At 59.7% G+C, this 16,551-nt stretch carries 10 protein-coding genes; 3 read left to right on the top strand and 7 right to left on the bottom strand.

Annotated elements, in window-relative coordinates; translation table 11 throughout:
- Nucleotides 1-2 precede the first annotated feature (2 nt).
- Genes ACR0JW_RS16725 through ACR0JW_RS16755 form a run of 7 tightly spaced genes read right to left on the bottom strand, consistent with a single transcriptional unit; the run spans nucleotide 3 to nucleotide 12,742 of the window.
- A complete protein-coding gene (locus tag ACR0JW_RS16725) occupies nucleotides 3-1,958 on the bottom strand; it encodes a vWA domain-containing protein (protein ID WP_480714223.1) in 1,956 nt (651 codons plus the stop codon).
- A complete protein-coding gene (locus tag ACR0JW_RS16730; protein WP_170824695.1) occupies nucleotides 1,955-3,025 on the bottom strand; it encodes a hypothetical protein in 1,071 nt (356 codons plus the stop codon). Before ACR0JW_RS16730 ends, ACR0JW_RS16725 begins: the two co-directional genes overlap by 4 nt.
- A complete protein-coding gene (locus tag ACR0JW_RS16735; RefSeq protein ID WP_170682211.1) occupies nucleotides 3,022-5,745 on the bottom strand; it encodes a virulence factor SrfC family protein in 2,724 nt (907 codons plus the stop codon). The genes ACR0JW_RS16730 and ACR0JW_RS16735 overlap by 4 nt, the downstream gene beginning before the upstream one ends.
- A gap of 27 nt (nucleotides 5,746-5,772) precedes the next feature.
- Nucleotides 5,773-8,883, bottom strand: a complete 3,111-nt coding sequence (locus ACR0JW_RS16740) for a virulence factor SrfB (protein ID WP_480714224.1) — start codon at nucleotides 8,881-8,883, stop codon at nucleotides 5,773-5,775.
- A 41-nt stretch (nucleotides 8,884-8,924) separates the two neighbouring features.
- The gene (locus ACR0JW_RS16745; RefSeq protein ID WP_170682209.1) at nucleotides 8,925-10,211 is read right to left on the bottom strand and encodes a hypothetical protein; all 1,287 of its coding nucleotides are present in this window, start codon (nucleotides 10,209-10,211) and stop codon (nucleotides 8,925-8,927) included.
- Nucleotides 10,212-10,220: 9 nt separating this feature from the next.
- On the bottom strand, nucleotides 10,221-12,086 hold the full coding sequence (locus tag ACR0JW_RS16750) for a S1 family peptidase (protein ID WP_170682208.1): 1,866 nt from the start codon (nucleotides 12,084-12,086) through the stop codon (nucleotides 10,221-10,223).
- The gene (locus tag ACR0JW_RS16755; RefSeq protein WP_170682207.1) at nucleotides 12,086-12,742 is read right to left on the bottom strand and encodes a hypothetical protein; all 657 of its coding nucleotides are present in this window, start codon (nucleotides 12,740-12,742) and stop codon (nucleotides 12,086-12,088) included. Before ACR0JW_RS16755 ends, ACR0JW_RS16750 begins: the two co-directional genes overlap by 1 nt.
- A 228-nt stretch (nucleotides 12,743-12,970) precedes the next feature.
- Between ACR0JW_RS16755 and ACR0JW_RS16760 the strand changes: the two genes are divergently transcribed.
- From ACR0JW_RS16760 to ACR0JW_RS16770, 3 genes are read left to right on the top strand one after another with little or no spacing between them, the layout of a single operon-like run.
- Complete coding sequence (locus ACR0JW_RS16760) at nucleotides 12,971-14,020, top strand: patatin-like phospholipase family protein (protein ID WP_480714225.1); 1,050 nt, start codon at nucleotides 12,971-12,973, stop codon at nucleotides 14,018-14,020.
- 55 nt (nucleotides 14,021-14,075) lie between these two features.
- Nucleotides 14,076-15,143 carry a response regulator transcription factor gene (locus ACR0JW_RS16765; protein ID WP_170682205.1) on the top strand — a complete coding sequence of 356 codons (1,068 nt, stop codon included), beginning with the start codon at nucleotides 14,076-14,078 and terminating at the stop codon, nucleotides 15,141-15,143.
- Nucleotides 15,140-16,549, top strand: coding sequence for a sensor histidine kinase (locus ACR0JW_RS16770; RefSeq protein WP_170824698.1), 1,410 nt, complete (start codon nucleotides 15,140-15,142; stop codon nucleotides 16,547-16,549). The genes ACR0JW_RS16765 and ACR0JW_RS16770 overlap by 4 nt, the downstream gene beginning before the upstream one ends.
- Nucleotides 16,550-16,551 lie beyond the last annotated feature (2 nt).

The raw sequence follows: 16,551 nt of genomic DNA on the forward strand, positions 1-16,551 counted from the left end.
GGTCAGGGCAACACGTCAAAGGGCATGGCAAAGACATGCTCGCCGTCAGGCGCGCCCTCGTAAAGTGCAGTCCAGACGGTGCTGTCAAACAGCCACTTCCGATATTGGGTCAGTTTCTGGCGCATGCCATCGATCACGCTGCGGCGGAACATGGCGCTTTCTGCCCAGCGTTGCTCGCTCATGCCCAGAACCTGGCTTTGATAGGGCAGGCGGTCCAGAAACTCCATCGCGCCGCCCAGCGTGTCGGCGTTTGCGTTGACCAGCAGGTCCGGGTTCTGCGCCATATCCGCGATCAGGCCCCGAACCTGCGAGAAGAAATCAAGCGACTGTTCCGAGCTTTGCGCGGTTTCGCCAAAGCGCACCAGATTGTCCAGAAACTCGGCCATGCTGGCCATCTCGTTCTTGGTCACCAGCAGGCGCGGTTCGATGGCAAGCCGGTCGGGTGCTTCGACAGCGCGATTGGACAGCCAGCCCTTGATCACGTCAGGGGCTTGCGTGCCTTTCTGTTCGCCCAGCCAGGCCAGTTGCATGGCGCGGCCCAGTTCGACCAGGCCCTCGCCAGCCTCTTCCGGGTTGAGCACCGTTTTTTCGCCCCGGACGATACGGACATGGTCGGTCAGTGCGGTCACCAGCCGGGTGACGACGCCTTCGAACGCCTGTTCCGAGCCGCCTTCGATAGGGAAATAGTACTCCCGTCCGGCAAAGCGCGAAAGCTCACGGTATTTGGCGGCGGCATAAGCGTGATTGCCCTGCCCGTTGGGGGTTTTGAGGTGCAGCGTCATGACGACGATATTGCGGCCTTCGGCGTCTTTCTGCAGTTCGACGGTTCCGATCTCGGACCGCGCGTTCGGATCCCGCGGGTCCTTCGGCCCGGCGTCGGTCACCAGAATGACATAGCGCGCATCGATCTTGTCGCCGTCACCCTTGGACAGTTCCCAATCAATCGTATCGATCGCATCCTCAACGCCAGCAAGGCTGTCTTCGTTGAAACCGGGCGAATTGGCGCGGGCCACATACGTTGCCTCGCCAATCGCAGACAGAACCGGGCTTTGATCCTGACGCCGTTCCACATCCATCAGAGTTTTGGTGCGGTATTCCAGCTCTGGTACAGCTTCGGTGTTGTCGCGAAATCCGATCACTCCGAAATTGACCAGCTTGCCGATTTCAGTGCCCTCAATCTGACGCACTGTGTTCTGCAGAACGCGCTGTGTGGCCGCGATGTAAGGCTCCATCGACTGTGTCGTATCCAGAACAAAGACGATGCCCACATCAAAGGCCGCCGGATCGCCCTGCAGTTCCTGTGCGCCAGCCGTATCCTCTTGTTTCGGGACCGAGGCCACCTGCATCAGCAGGACCTCGTCATAGGTCAGCGGATGCAAGGCCTCGGTGAAATCGAGGATCGGCATCAGATACAGTTCGTCGCGGATATTGACGAATTCCTGTGGTTCGACCGAGACAACACCGTTCTGACCGTCAACAACACCGGCCGAGGCTTCGGCGACCAGACGTTCCTGCACATCGCGCAGCGCTTCGTGGTTCATCAGCCAATCCAGGTTCTGCTGCGTGTCGAACAGCAGTTGACGACTGCGACCGGCTGAGTTGGTAAAGGCGCCGACAATGTTCTGCTTCCAGGGTACGGTGCCGGGCTCCTGCACCCAGCCTTCGGGCGCGATATTCGGGCTTGGGCCAACTTCAAGCCAACCCTCTTGCCGTGCAAAGACATAAAGCGGCTGAAAGGCTGGATAGGTCGATTGGGTGGGGCCGTTTGCCGACGGGTGAAGCGTGGTGCCGGGGCGGGTCAGCACCCGTTCATAGATGGTTTGAGTTCCTTCAAGTAGCAGGGGTTTGCGTTGCTGTGCCTCTGCACCATCCGCCCCAAACGCCCAGAGCAATGCAAAGACGGCAACGAACCGGAGTATCAGGGCAGGGTGCATGGTTTTCAGGGTCCTCTGGGTCACTGGCAATAATCTTCAAACGCGCTTTTCGACAGGGAATCGGACTTGATCCGCAGACGTGTACAGACCGCTGCCAGGCGATCCGCTGCTTCCTGGGACCCGGCCTTGACGGCCCTGTCGTAATACTCGGCCGCCAGGGACGGCTTATCAGGGAATGTCAGGCCGATCCGACCTTCGATGACGTCATCCGTGACGCCACTGTCGTAAATCGAGCCGAACAGGGCAAGCGCTTCGGCATCTCCGGCAAGGGCCGCTTTTTCGACAAGACCCAGTGCGTCATCGGCCGACAAACTGCCACCGCATTCGCGCATTTTGCCTGCTACCGCGTCGAAACCTTGCGACGAGAGTTCGGCAAACTGAGACATGGCGCAGGCATTCTGTACCGGGGCCGGTTCAGGGTCGGGCGCGGCTTCCGGTTCTGGCTCGGTCACTTCGACCGGGTCTTCTTCCGGCGTAGTGCCCGGGATCAGAAACAGATAGGCCAGCGCGCCGAGGACCGCTGCAACCACGACCCCGCCAATAATCAATCCGGTCTTGCTGGACTTCCCTTCGGATTCTTCTTCGAACGTATCTGACGGTGCGGCGCTGCCCTTGCCTTCCAGATTGCTGTCAGGTGACTTTGCGTCCCCATCATCGCCCACGTCGACACCACTTTCGGCATCGTCTGTCTGCGGTTGCGCCACCATTACGGTTGGTGCTTTGACTTCGGGTGCCGTGCCGGTGCCGCCGATGCCACCAATGACGGCCTCGTCCGGGCCAGCATTGATATCGTCAGGCCAATAGGTGTCCCAACTGCCGCCGCCCACTTCGATCCGAACGGGTGTATCTTCTTCGATGTGGTTTACAACCTCGGGTCCGACGACCAGTCGCAGCGTGTCCCCGCCCTGTTCGGCGGTGCGCGCCGGGATACTCGCTCGGTTCGGCTGCCAGCCATCCGCGCCCAGCCATTTCTGCTGATAGCTGTTGAACACCGCAACGCTGACCGGATCATCATCAGCGGTCGCACCGGATATGGTGATTTCGGCAAAGCCACCGCGAGGATGTTTGGGATCTGGTTTGATCTCGATCACGAGGGTTGCTCCGCGTTGACTGTCAGCTCGTTGAGGACGCCGCCCAGTTTGATGTTCTGTTCAATATTTACCGTGCCGGCATCACCGTCCTTGGCGTTTTCTGCAAACAGCGCGTCCAATGCGAATACCCAATCCGTCCAGGTATCTGTCGCGGCTGCGCGCGGCACTTCCGGCAGGCTTTCGGCAGTATCTGCGCCTTTGTGTTTTTCGAACGCTTTCCTGCTTGCTCCTTCGCCAAGATCAATGTCCAGACCCTGTCCATTAAACATGTCGCGGGCGCCAAGCGTAGTGACAAAATTATTAATTCGTTCCGAGCAGACAATGGCGGCAGACGGCGCCTGCTTGTCGACGGTCAGGCTGTAAGAAATGCTTCGCAGCAGTTCCATAATGCCGCTCTGGACATTGGTGCGCGAGAAACCGTGCACCATTTCATTCACCAGATCGCCGGCTTTTTCCGGCGTCAGTTGGAAGATGGCCAGCCGTTCTTCATCCTCACGGAACCGGTTAAGGCCCTCGACCCAGACGGAAATCGCGGTATCTGCCTGAAAGGTTTCGGGTGTCATGGTGCGGATTGACTTTGTCTTTGGCTTGTCATCCTCGGCCTCGGGCGTTTCAGGCGGGGCTGCATTGGCCTGCGAGGTCGGGGCCGATGGTCTGGCCGGTGCGCCGGGACGTAACGGTGCGCCGGGGCGAACCGGGCTTGCTGCGCTGGTCGCGGCGGCCGGCGTTACTGCGGCAGGTTTGTGCGCTTCGTTCGCAACCGCGTTCGTGATGCGGATCGACGAAGGCACCCGCGAAATCCGGTCCTGCACAGCATCCTGATCCACCGACAACGCATTCAGGAAGGCACCGAACCGGTGGTTGGACAAGGTCAGTTCAAGACTGTCGATGATACCGGCGGCGGCCAGTCTCTTTTCCTCGATCCGTTTTTCGACGTCATCGGAGATGTAGAACTGGGCCAGTTCCTGATACAGATTGGCGGCAACCGCTTCGACCTGATTGCTGATCTGGCGCAGTTTGCTTTCGGGTTTGCAGACTTTCGTCAGTTCTTCGATCAGATAGCTGACACCACCATCGTTCAGGCCAAGCGCAGCTTCCCATGCCCGTTCGGGATCCTTGAAGTGCTTTTGCACCGGTTCCGCCTGAAGGCAGCCCGCCTTGAGTTCGGCCAGGCGGTTGACCTTGTCGGGGATGATCTCGACCTCGCGTTCATCCTCGTATTTGATCAGCGCTTCGATCGGATAATAGGGGTTTCGCAACCAGTAGCAGTTGGTGAACGGTTCGGTCCCGGCCCATTTGTGAACCCAGGACGTTGGGACCTTGCCGAACCCTTTCAGCAAGGACGCATCCATTCGCCGCTCGAACCGCTCGTAATCCTCGGCGCCCGAGGCGCTGTCGATCAGGTGTTTGTCGAACTTGGTCATCACGAAGAACAGAATACAGTCGTTCTTGGCCCGTTCATCCGGGGTCGCGCCATGGGTCAGCTCGATCCACTGCTCGACCAGTCCCGGCAAGCTGAGCGTTTCCATGTTGCTGTCAGGCACACACAGCAGCATCGAGGTGATTTCCTGGTTCGAAACGTAGCGGTCGAACAGATAGGCCACCTTGCCGCGCAACAGCATGTTGGTCACGGCCTCTTCGGGATTGCGAAGGGTGACTGACAGCGGTGCCTCAAACCGGTTGCGGGCCCCGGGAAAGTCCAGCAGATCGGTTTCGGCAAACAGGGGTGATGGCTGTTCTTCCATCGGAAAGACCAGTTCCGCCGCCAGCGCGGTTGTCACCGCCCGGTTCAGCTGACCGTTTTGCCCGGCGGCGGTCTGGATATTCAGCATATCCTCGCCCTCCGGTCCAAACAGACCCGACAGGGTGTTGACGTCGATGATTGAGGTCTCGCGCGGCTGCAGCGAATCCAGCGAGGCGTAGATCACCTCGGCATGGTTGATCGTCGCCAGCGCTTTAGACAGTTTGATGTACAGGTTGGTCAGCGGCTCGTACCCGCCCCACAGAATTGACAGGAACTGACCCCGGTCTTCGGGTGACAGGCGCGGTGCCAGTTCGGCCGCTTCGTCCCAGAACCCGCCCAGATTGAAGGCGTATGACGATTTGCTGACCCACTTTTGGACGTAATCGGCAATCTCGTAGACTTCTTCATAGTCTATCCCGCCGGTGGGTGCTGCCTGCGCCTTGCCTGAATGGGCCGAAAAATGAGCCCCCAGCGATTCCGGTGTCGGCGGCTCTTCGGACAGGTCGCCATCCTCGTAAAAGCTGTTGATCAGCGTGCGCGCGATGTCAGCCTCGGTCAGCAGGTTGAGCTGGATCGGATACCCGTCCGGCGTCGGGGCCTTGGTCATGGTGAACCGCGTCACCAGCCCGGTGGACTCGCCGTCACCTGCCGGATTCACCTGGCTGATATAGTCAAGCTTGCCGCCCGGGCCGTTGAAATCGGCCACCAGACGCCCCTCGTTCGGGCGGGCCAGAACCGAGACCAGAAAGGACTTGCCGGCCTGCGAGGGACCGAAAACACTGACGCTCATCTTGGTTTGCGAAGCGCGCCCCAGTCGTTCGGCCCGCCTTGCAGCTTTGCGCAGAACCTTGGGCAGATGGGCGACGCGGCCCTCGACGGTCTGCGCGTTCTCGGGATCATTGATCCATTCCAGCGCGGCGCGGGACAGGCGGGCGACATCGGTGCAGCGGTTGGTAAGGGCGTCTTGTTGGCTCATATCATCGTCTCACATCTTCAAACCGGATCAGACCTGGAACACGCCAGTGTCGATCCAGTATTCATCTTCGAACCCAAGCGTATGCAGGCGCAAAATGACATCACTTGATTTCATCGCGCCGCCTTCGCCGTCTTCGACCTGATCGATCTCGAAGGCCTCGCGCATGGATTCGCGGCGCAGCTTGTCTTCGCTGGTTTCCCCATCGCTGTCGTCAAAGTCGGTCTTGCGCAGTTCGACCCGGATCGGCAGCGGGCGTGACTGGTTGCCGGTATCCGCAAAATCCAGCCGGAACAGCGGCGTGGTTGTCCAGCGGTCCAACGGTAACTGCCGCGATCCGATATAGACTGGCGAATAGAGGTTCACGGTCGCGGTGTCATTGCTGGACCCATCCGTGTCCAGATCGACATCCGAGAACAGGATGCGTTCGTCCGGGATCTGGCCGTTGATGTCCATCTCACCGACAAACCGCGCGGTCGAGCGCATCTGGAACGCGCCGGTCGTGACCTTGAAATTCGGGATACGGTTTTCCGAAAGCGCAATCAGCATACCGCCGACCGCAACGGTCGATTTCGGATCGCCGATCTTTTGCGAAACCGGATCCCGGAACGGGTACCAGCGCCCGGTTTTGTACTGGTGCATCGATATCAGCCGGTGCGGCGACACAACCAGCATTTCCTCGACGATCGAGCGGATGGCCGGCAGGCGCGAGGGCCGTCCGGTCAGCAGCACGACGTCAACGCCCAGATGGTCGATCACCTCGCACATGTTGCCCAGAACGCGCTGGAACACCTCGCGGCTGATCGCATCGACATCTTCGCGCGAGCTGGTCAGGACCAGATCGGCCAGCTTCCAGTCGCGTGCACCAAGGGCAGCCGCCGCGTCTTCGACATATGACAGGATGTCAGAACCGACTTCGCGGCCACCATTCGCATCGGGTGTCGGTTCGGTTGTTGGTGCTTCTGCTACCTCTTCTTCACCGTCAGGCCGATCTTCGGGATCAAGCGGCTCTGGCATGCCCAGAATGCGGGCCACGGGCAGGTCGAACCGGTCGAACTCTTCCGAGGTTTCGCAGTGGGCCAGCGTTGCCTCGGCCAGTGGCACAAGCACGCGCAGCGAGAATTGCCGGCGTCGCTGAACGGCCTGCTGATCCTGCCCGCCGATGTCGCCGCCAAAAAGCTCGCGCAGCTTCTCGGCCACGTAGACACCGCCTGCGGCTTCGATGGATTCCTGAATGCGCGGAATGATGATGGCGCTGACCACTCGGTGAACCAGGTCATCACCCGCGATGCGGAACCCCTCGCGGAACGTCTGTTCGGGGTGCAGAACCCGGTTGGCTTCATTCCGGTAGGTGGTGATCATCAGATCGGTTGTGCCACCACCCACATCAATGCTGGCCAGCCTCAAGGACGGTTCCTCGGCCCCCGATGGAGACATGCGGGGCTTGCCCTTGAGGTTGATGAACGTATCGATGCGCCCGTCGAATTTCTGCGTCAGCTCGCTGTAAAGGTAAACAAGCTGGGTACACGACGCTTCGTCCCAGTCCACCATCACCTCGGGCTTGGTCGAATAGGGCTTCTGAGCACTGTCCAAACCCAATTGCTGCCAGATCAGGCCAAGCGCACCTTGCGTGCGCGAACGGATGATGGCCTGTTCCTTGATCGGTGTGGCGGTTGGCAGGCTCAGGATGATGCGGTTCAGACGGCGTGGCAGATCCGATTGCGCCCGGCGGGATCGCCCGGCGGGATCGTTGATCTGGATCAGCGCGTGCGCAATGATCTCGCCCATCATGAACCCGAACAGCGAACTGCGCGAAAAGCGCGGCCGGATGGCCGGAGTGCTGGGTGTTTCGCCCCGGCGGCGCAGGCGTTGTTCTTCCTCATACCGGACCTGCTTCATCACGTCGCCCGCCTCATTGAGGTGGCGCATGGCAGATCGCACCGCCTTGGGCAGGTTGTTTGGGTCCATGTGATTGTGGAACCGCCAGTCCTGCTGAACGGCGGCGCTGTCCCATAGGTATCGTTTCGGTGACGAGAGACCGGACAGGGTTTCCGTCCCTTCCTCGCCCTGAACCAGCCGCACCGCTTCGGGGCCGATGCGCACGAAGCTGGGCCACAGGAACGCGTTGCGCCGTCCCGAACGACTGGCATAGCGATCATCGCCGAACCGGACATCGGAAAACTCGACCCGGCTGGGGAACAGACCGCTGTAGTAGAATTCCGGCTTGCTGAGATCGCGGATTTCCAGCGGGAAGGACCGCGCCAGATCGACACGTGTTTCACCCGGAAACTGCTCGATCAGAATGCCGCAGGTCCGGCTGTTGCCGACGTCCAGAACCAGATCGACATTCACCGGTGTAACAGCGTCCCGCTCGCTGACGGTATTGGCAAAACGGACGGTCGGCGGGTTCGCGGTATTCTGTACGACCTGCAGATAAGCCAGGTATCGTGCCCAATGTTCGAACCGGTGCGGCAGGTCCTCTTCCGCAAAACGGCGTCCGGGCCGTTCAGCGCGCTTGAAGTTGATGAACAGCTCCTTCAGCCACTCCGACACCCAGCGCTGATGATCCAGCATGTTGCCGTCTTCGTCCGTTTCGGGACGGCGCAGGAACCATCTCATGTCGTTGGGTTCGGTCACCAGTTTGAAATCGCGGGCCTTTTCGGCATCCGATTTCTCAGGCGCGACGTAATTCATGTCCTGCTGATGATCCACCAACGTGGTGTCCAGCGCGATCTGGATCCTGTGGGTATGCCCGGTTTCGGCGTCCGGTTCGGCCAGTTCGACGGTTCGCATACGCGCCCAGCTGGACGGGCCGGGGTCGAACTGCAATTCACCGGCATGGCCGCGCTGGCTTTTCTGGCGCAGGAAAGGCACCGGCACCCATTTGTCCAGAAACGGGTCCAGCGCCGCAGTTGGCCGAACCGAATATTCGTCGTCATCGTCTCGCCGCGCGTCCAGGATTTCGGCGTCGCGCGTGTCATCGCCGGACAGCGGGAACAGGGTCAGAATGTTCTCACCATCCTGCTCGCCCGTGACCCTTTCAATATATCGCAGAGGGCGCATTTCGAGCTTGGAAATGTCAAAGCCGAAATCCAGCATTTGAATTCCCGAGAACGGAATCAGCGTGATTTCTTCGCGCAAATTCGCGAGTTTGCGAATTTGTGGTTTCCGATCCCTGAGCATCAGTTTCCCTTTCCAACTTCGTATTGTTTGGTCCATGCGGGTTGGCCGCTTGTGACGGAACCATTGAATATTTTGGTCTCGACCCCGTCCTTGATACGCAATCGGAAGGATTGCGTGGTGCTTTGGCCATGGGGGTCAAACAACGAGACTGCGATATTGTACGGTCCATTGGCCGGGGCGTCGAAATACATGCTTTCGATTGCGTTGGGCACGGCCGTACGAATGTCGTGATTACCGCCGATATCCAGGTTGCCACCGCAAGCCGCGCGGTTGTCGTAATTGATGATCTGATTGCCCGGGCACCGCACATCCATATGCAAGTCCGCAACCGAGTCCCACAGCAACGAAATCGTCAGTTTTCCTTCGCGTGCACCGCGTTCAGCCAGTCTTTCGCTGTCGATATCCGGAACCAGTTGCGCCCGGTCTTTCGGGTCGGGGATCGGCGCTGTTGCCTTGTCAGGCTGACAGGCGCGGTCGGCAATGCCGATGTCTTTCTCGAGGCTGGCGATCCGATCGCGCAGCCAAAGTGTCCTGCGTTCTTCTTCGGATGCCTCCACACCCGGCGGCGGGCAGTAACCGGGCAAACCCGGAATGCGCAGGGCGCAGGCTTCGACCATCAGATACAGGATGGCTGCGATCATCAGCATCAGCAGCAGCCAGCCAAACCACATCAGCCACCACAGGTTTAGCGGACCCCGATCAGCCGCCGTGGCCTGCGCTTCTCCGGCGGATGCCGGTGCCGCTGCAGCAGTGGCCGCAGCAACCGCTGCCGCTTTTTCCGTGGCTTTCTTCTGTGCTCTTGCAGCCCCCTCCTTGCCACTCAGGTCGCCTGCAACTGCAGCCTGATTGTCCGAGACCCAGGCCCAGTTCAACAGCACGGGCTGACGTGTTTCGCCATCTGTCAGTACGTAGATGCAATCGTCATCGGGATAACGTGTTGCGTTGGACAGGGCTTCGCCAAGCCGCTGCTGGTCCGGGTCGTTGCTGTCCAGCAGGGATTGGCCCAATTCGCGGATGTCCAACAACAGGCCCTGAAGGTCCGCGTCGATGGCGGCGCGCTCCTCCTCTTCGAATGTGTCCAGCCTGTGGGGTTTGCCGCCCGTCACGGCATACCAGTCGAACCGATCCCCGTACTGGGTCGCCACCGGTTCGGCAAACAGGGCGGCGTGACGTTCGCCCAATTTGTCCCGAACCGTGCCCGAGATCAGTTCGAATGACCGCTGCGGTGCCGTTCCCAGCGGGGAAAGCCCTTGCGTCGACGTATTTGCGAGGAAAGCTTCAAACATCGTTGCGGCTCACTCGGATTTGGGCGTCAGCGCCGGCAGTTTCGGAAGCGCGTTGGCTTCCGGGGCGGGGCTCTCAGGTGCCGCCCCCGACGCCTGTGCGGTTTCCGGCGGCAGCGGGCGCTGAACCTGCGGGGCGCAGGTTTGTGTCACAACGGCGGGAAGCGCGCCTGTGTCGGCAAGAAAACGCATCAGGTCGCCGGTGGACAGCGCGAAATTCAGGCTGCGCATCGGGCCGACTTTGACAAAGGTATTCACGCCAACCAACCGGCCGCACATATCAACCAGCGGACCGCCCGAATTGCCCTTGGAAATCGGCGCTGAATGCACAACCACTTTGGTTTGCGGTGGCAGTGTCTGTTCGGCCGATACAGTGCCGTCCGTCACCGCCAATTCCGGAACTGCGGTTCTGTCACCGGACCGGAGTTGTTGGAAATTCGCGTCACTTTGCAGCAGATCACCCGGGTAGCCCGCGGCGATAACGGATTGCAGGCGCAGCGATTCCGCGGAATCCAGCACGTTGAACGAAGGCTGCTGTGCACCTTGAACACGCAGCAGCGCAAAATCGCCACCCGTGGACTGGAACGGGCCAAATGTCTTGAGAACCTGCGCTTCTCTCAGTGAACCGAGCGCATTGTTGGTTACATAAATCGTTGCACCCGGCGACGCGATAACGTGGTGATTGGTGACCAGAAGGTCTGGGCCCACAAAGAAACCTGTCCCGCTGCCCAACCCTTCCGGCGACGGGGCGAGAACCATGGCAGTCCGCTCCTCGATATAGGCAAGCAGCGATTTGGTGTCCTTGGGGTTATCGGAATCCTGAATTTTCACGCGCTCCGGATTGGGGGGCAGAATAGAGGTTCTGTCAGCCGGGCGCACTGCGCCGGGTATGTCGGCGCGGTCATTCGGATCGGGCGGCAGCAACCCTTCGATCGTGCGACCGTTGGGCATCAGCAAGGTGCCATCCGCTTCGCAAACCGCGCCATCCAACGCAAACTGCAGGTCTGCCAGACGCTGCTCCAGCGATTTGTTGGTGCTAAGAACCGCCGCAAGTGCAGCCTCGTCAGTGACCGCGCGGTCTTTGGCAAGGTCCGGGAAAATGCGATTTCCCGGGATCAGCAGCCAAATCAGGACGCCGCCGGCCAGCAGAAGCAGCAACAGTAACGGCAGCCAGGCCCAAAGCGGCACCCGCTGCGGTGTTGCCAATGCCTGAGAAGGCGGAGGCGGCGGTGTTGGATCGGCCGTTGCGGCTGCTGCTGCGACCGGAGCCGCCGTGGCTGCCGCTGCTGTCGCTGCCGCCGCGTCTGGCGCAGGAGTTGCCGGGGCAGCAGCCTGTTTCTGCGCGGCCATTTCCTGCGCTTCGACTGATGACAAAGGCGGTGCAGAAGGCAGGGGAAGAAAACGCCCCAGAGTTTGCGCATAGTGTTTCGCGCGGGTCTCGGTCTCGCGGCTGGCTCCGGCGGGCAACATGCCCCAGTTGATGATGACCGGTGTTCCGTCCACGGACCAGACATCGTTCATGTCAGGGATATGAAGGGCGCTGCCAATCAGGCTTCCGGTCTGCTCGTTGCCCAAGGCGGTCTGAAGTGGCGCCAGCCTGCGGGTCAGCTCCTGCCCCAACGCGTTCTGCGCGGCGTCATCCAGACGATTGAACGGCGTCGCATTTCCCTTGATGTCGGTATACCACGACACCGACGGAGCCACCTGATCGTTTCCCCGGCTAAGCAGCGGTTCGGCAAAAAGATGCGCCGTTTCCTCACCCCCATGCGCGGTGAGCGCGTCCAGCAGAGCCGGATAGGCCTCAATCGCAAGCTCGTCTCCAGCCTCAAGGCACTGGCCCAATTCGATTTGCGTCTTAGTCAGAAAGTGTTCAGCCATCAGTTGCCCCTTGCGGGTCGGCGGAATTCGACGGTTGTCGAACTGCCGACTTCTGGTTGTGTCACGACACAGCTGGCCGTGCCGGATTCATTCAGTTTACAGCTGCTGCTCAGGCGGTAGATGTATCCGCCGTCGCTGCATTGCAGGTTGCCGGGTTCGTCGATAATCAGCGATCCATCAGCTGCGAACGCGCCGGTCACCGGTCCGGCGCAGCTGTTGCCGTTATCGGCGCGCATTTCTTCGCGCCCATTGCCACTGGCGTCGAAACACATGGTCCACTGGTTGTAATCAGTCTTCACGCCGGTCCGTCTGTTGGTGGTCACAAACCGGGAATCCAGTTCCCAGCACCCTTCCAGCAATCCGATACGCTGATTGTCCCAGTCCTGAGGGTCGATCTTGTCGGGTATGGGGGCCAAATCGGGCAGCGCGGCCTGTTGCGGTGCCTTGGGTTCGCACTGCAACAATGCAAGCTCGCGTTCGTGCCGCAAAATGCGATCGACCAGTTCCTGGTTTTGTCGTTCGAGTGCCGCCAGCCTCTGTTCAGCCTGCTCGGCCTTGTTGACCGGGCACCAATCCAACCAGGTTCCTGCGACCCGATCATTTGCGCCGCATGCAGGAACAAGCGCAGCGGCAGACCAGGCAACAATCGCGATCAACACACCAGTCGTCAAAAATGCCAACACAGCCCGAAACAAAAGAAAAATAGCCCCCTACAAATTGAAGATAAGTAAACGTGACTCATAACTCATGGTCAACGCAAATCTCAGAATTTGACCAGTTACAGAACTTGTCACACAGCCGCGCTTACAAAAGCTGTCATTTCAAACTTCTAACCGCAGAGACTACCATTTTCGGCAATGGCAAAATCGTCCGGAGAGTTCGAGATGTTTGACTTTGAAAACACAGCAGGACCAGTTACCGAAAGTTCACTGTTGTCCGTTTCCGGAGGCGGTTTGCTGGGCGTTATCCCGGCCGCCATGTTGCTGCGTATCGAGGCCCTGGGGAAAGAGAAATATGGCCCCCATTATCGCCTGTCCGACAGCTTCGATTCCGTGTCCGGATCCTCGACCGGGGCAGTGATTGCCGCCGGCGTCGCGCTGGGTCTTACCGCTCAGGATATCGCGGATTTTTATTTGCAGGATGTGCCGCGCGGTTTCAAACGGCGCAAGCGGGCTGTACCGCTCTTGCAGGACATCTTCGACGGTGATCTGCTGCACAGCTTCTTCGAAAAGCGCACGCAGGGGCGGCTGCTGGACCGCAACGATCTGGAATGCGACCTGACATTGCTGGCCAAAGACCTGCAGCGCGGGAATTCGATCGCGTTTACAACGATTGACTACGGTGTGGATCGTGTATTGTCCGCCGAAATCCGATGCGAAAAACTGCCTCTGTCCGACCTCTTGCGCGCAAGCACTGCAGCCCCGGGTCTGTTCTCGCCGGTGTCCATGACATTGCGCGGCGTGGGCGAGACCCGTCTGGTGGATGGCGGCTTTAGCCTGTTCAATGATCCGTCTTACCTGCTGACCCGTCTGACCCGGGCTCGTGGTGTGCAGCGCATTGCGCTGACCTCGCTGGGTACGGGCAGTTCGCGCCCTGTTTATTCGGGCAATTCTCTGACAGACAAAGTGTCAGTCTTCAGGGCCTTCCGTGGCCTCTTCGGCCTGATCAAGGATGGAGAGGCGCTGTCTCGGGAGCTGATGCGTGATATGGCAGACATGTTAGGTTCGGGATTGCAGCATACCCATTACGACATGAGCCTGACCCGCGACACCTTCGATGCGCTTGGTTTTGAACTTGAGCCCGGTGAACTGCGCAACATGCGTAAAATCGCGGATTTTTCGGGGAAGGAAAGGCTATTTGAAGCAGCGCAACTGTTGGCCGAAGCAACGATTGTTGAGCCTCTGCCGTTGGTTGGAAACCTGCAGGCAGCCTAGGGAATTGACAGTTCAAATCATATCGTCCCCAATCGGAGAAAACGGATAGTACATCATGAATACTGTAGATGTTTCATATTTGGACGGTGTTCCGGAAAAGAAAGCTTCACGCATTGCCATTCTGGATGCGCAAAAGCTGATCATCGGCGACGAGGGTGCGACAGTCACTGTTCTGGACGTTGAAACCCTGACGGATGACCAGGCGAATGAGCGTCTGAAACAGGTTGCACAGAACGCGGCGCGGGTTCTGGTTCTTTTTTCTCTGTCCCACGGGGTCAGTTTTCGCAATCGCCGGGACGAGCTGATTGCGCTTGGCGCGGACGACGTCATGTCGGCCACCGGGGCGGATGATGAGTTCCTGACCCGGGTGCAGGCGCTTCGGCATCAGGCGCAGCCTCCGCGCGTGCTGATTGTGGAAGATGAAGAGGAAATCGGAGACTGGGCGGTGGATGTCCTGCGCGAGGCCGGTATGGACGCCATGCGTGTACGCACCCTGAAGGATGCGCAGAACAGGTTCGAAGCCGGACCTGTTGACGCGCTGGTCGTGGACCGCGGCCTGCCGGATGGGGATGGGCTGACCTTCATCTCGCGTCTGCGCGACCTCGGCATCCGAATTCCGGCCCTGTTGTTCACCGCACTGGATTCCATCGAGGAACGTATCCGCGGGCTCGAGACCGCGCGGGCAGATGACTACATCTGCAAGCCGGTTCACGAGGGCGAGTTGCGCGCACGCGTTCAGGTGCTTTTGCGTCCCTTGGTTTCGGAAGAAACGATGGTGTTTGGCCCGCTTGAGATCAGCCGCAAGGACAGGATCGTCCGGTGGCGCGGCGCGCGTGTCGAACTGCGGCCGAAAGAATGTGAAATGCTGATCTACCTGGCCGAGCGCGACGGCCTACCGATCCCCAAGCGGATGATCTATCTGGACGTTTGGCAAAAGACGTTCATGGATGTCGGCTCGAACCCGGTGACGGCGGCCCGGCACCGGCTGGTGCGCGATTTCAAGTCCGCCCTGGATTCGCGCGGCGAGACGTACCCGGAATTCCTGGAAACCGATGGGGATGCCTATGTTTTCCGGTCCGAGGCATTGCTGCGCATTCCCGCTGATGAAAGCCCGGATCAGTGATCCACCTGATCGGAGAAAACCCGAAACTGTCCCGCATGGTAACGGGACAAGGGCTGTTTTACGCGGCGCTTGGTGTTTTCCTGACATTGGCGGCAATATTCTGTCTGTCCGTATTCTCGGCGGCAGACAGGGCGGACCGGCAAACCCTAAAAAGCGTCGAAGCGCAGATGCTGCGTATTCTCGAAGACAGTGGCGTCAGTGGGCTGGCCACCGCGTTCGATCGGTCACGCAACATAGTTCTGCCGGGCACCGATCGGCTGGAACTGGCGATCTGGCAGATCAGCGGAGATCGCAGGCGCGTTCTGCTGGAAACAACACCGGGCGCAGCCAGCGCCCTTGAGCACGGGCAGGGACATGCGTCGCTGGATGGGGCCGACTTTGAAACCAGATCGGTTGATGTTGCTGCGGCCTCACAGGACTGGGCGCTGCCCGTTGGGGATGTGGCGCTTGTCTTTGGAATTGAATCACCCAGTTTCGAAACCCAACGCGCACGTTGGCTGGCGCTTGCCATTGCCGGTGTCTCACTTGTCGTGTGCGGTTTGATGATCCTGTTGCAGATCGCCCATTGGCAACGGTACCGACGCAGCCTGCAACGGGTGAACCGGCTGCTTGAGCGGTATTCTTCAGGCGAGACCGGCATTCGGTTTGAAGATGAAACGCCCGCGCCGGAATTGCGCGAGCTGGGTCGCCAGTTGAACGAAGCGCTGCCCAAGATTGACGGGCTGTTCGCTGATTTGCGTGCCCTGTCCGCCCATCTGGCGCATGAGTTGCGGACACCGCTTCAGAATATTCGCAGCGGCATGCGGAAGCTGCTGAATGCACAAAACGCGCAGGATAGGCAGATTCACGCACAGCGTATCGACATGGGAATAGATGCCGCTGACGCCCGCCTGCAATCCATCATGCAATTGTTCCGGCTTCAGGCCGATGCGGATATCCGGCTGGAACCTGACGTCCCGCTGGGGGATCTGCTGGAAGACCTTGTTTACGATTTCGAAGAAGACCTGCAGGCAAACGGGCGAAGTCTGGTTCAGCACATAGACAAGTCGCTACGTGTCACCGGCAACTCGCATCTTCTGGAACTCATGCTGTCGAACCTCTTGTCCAACGCCGTAAAATACGCTGCCGCAAACAGCGAAATCCGGGTCGAATTGACCGGGGATGCGACACGATTCGACCTCAAGATTTCCAATGCCGGGGCCTTGTCGCAAGGCTTTACCGAGCATGCGTTCGAGCGTTTCGCGCAAGGTGCCGAGCATTCCGGTATTACCGGGTATGGGTTGGGTCTGGGGTTGGTGAAAGCGATTGTGCAGAAACATCGTTTTTCGGCCAGCCTGGCGGAAGATGCAGGCAGCGGGCGGGTCGTTGCATCGGTATCCGGCGCGGCATCGGGCGGGGGAGGGTAGGC

Source organism: Ruegeria sp. BG6, assembly GCF_056538465.1.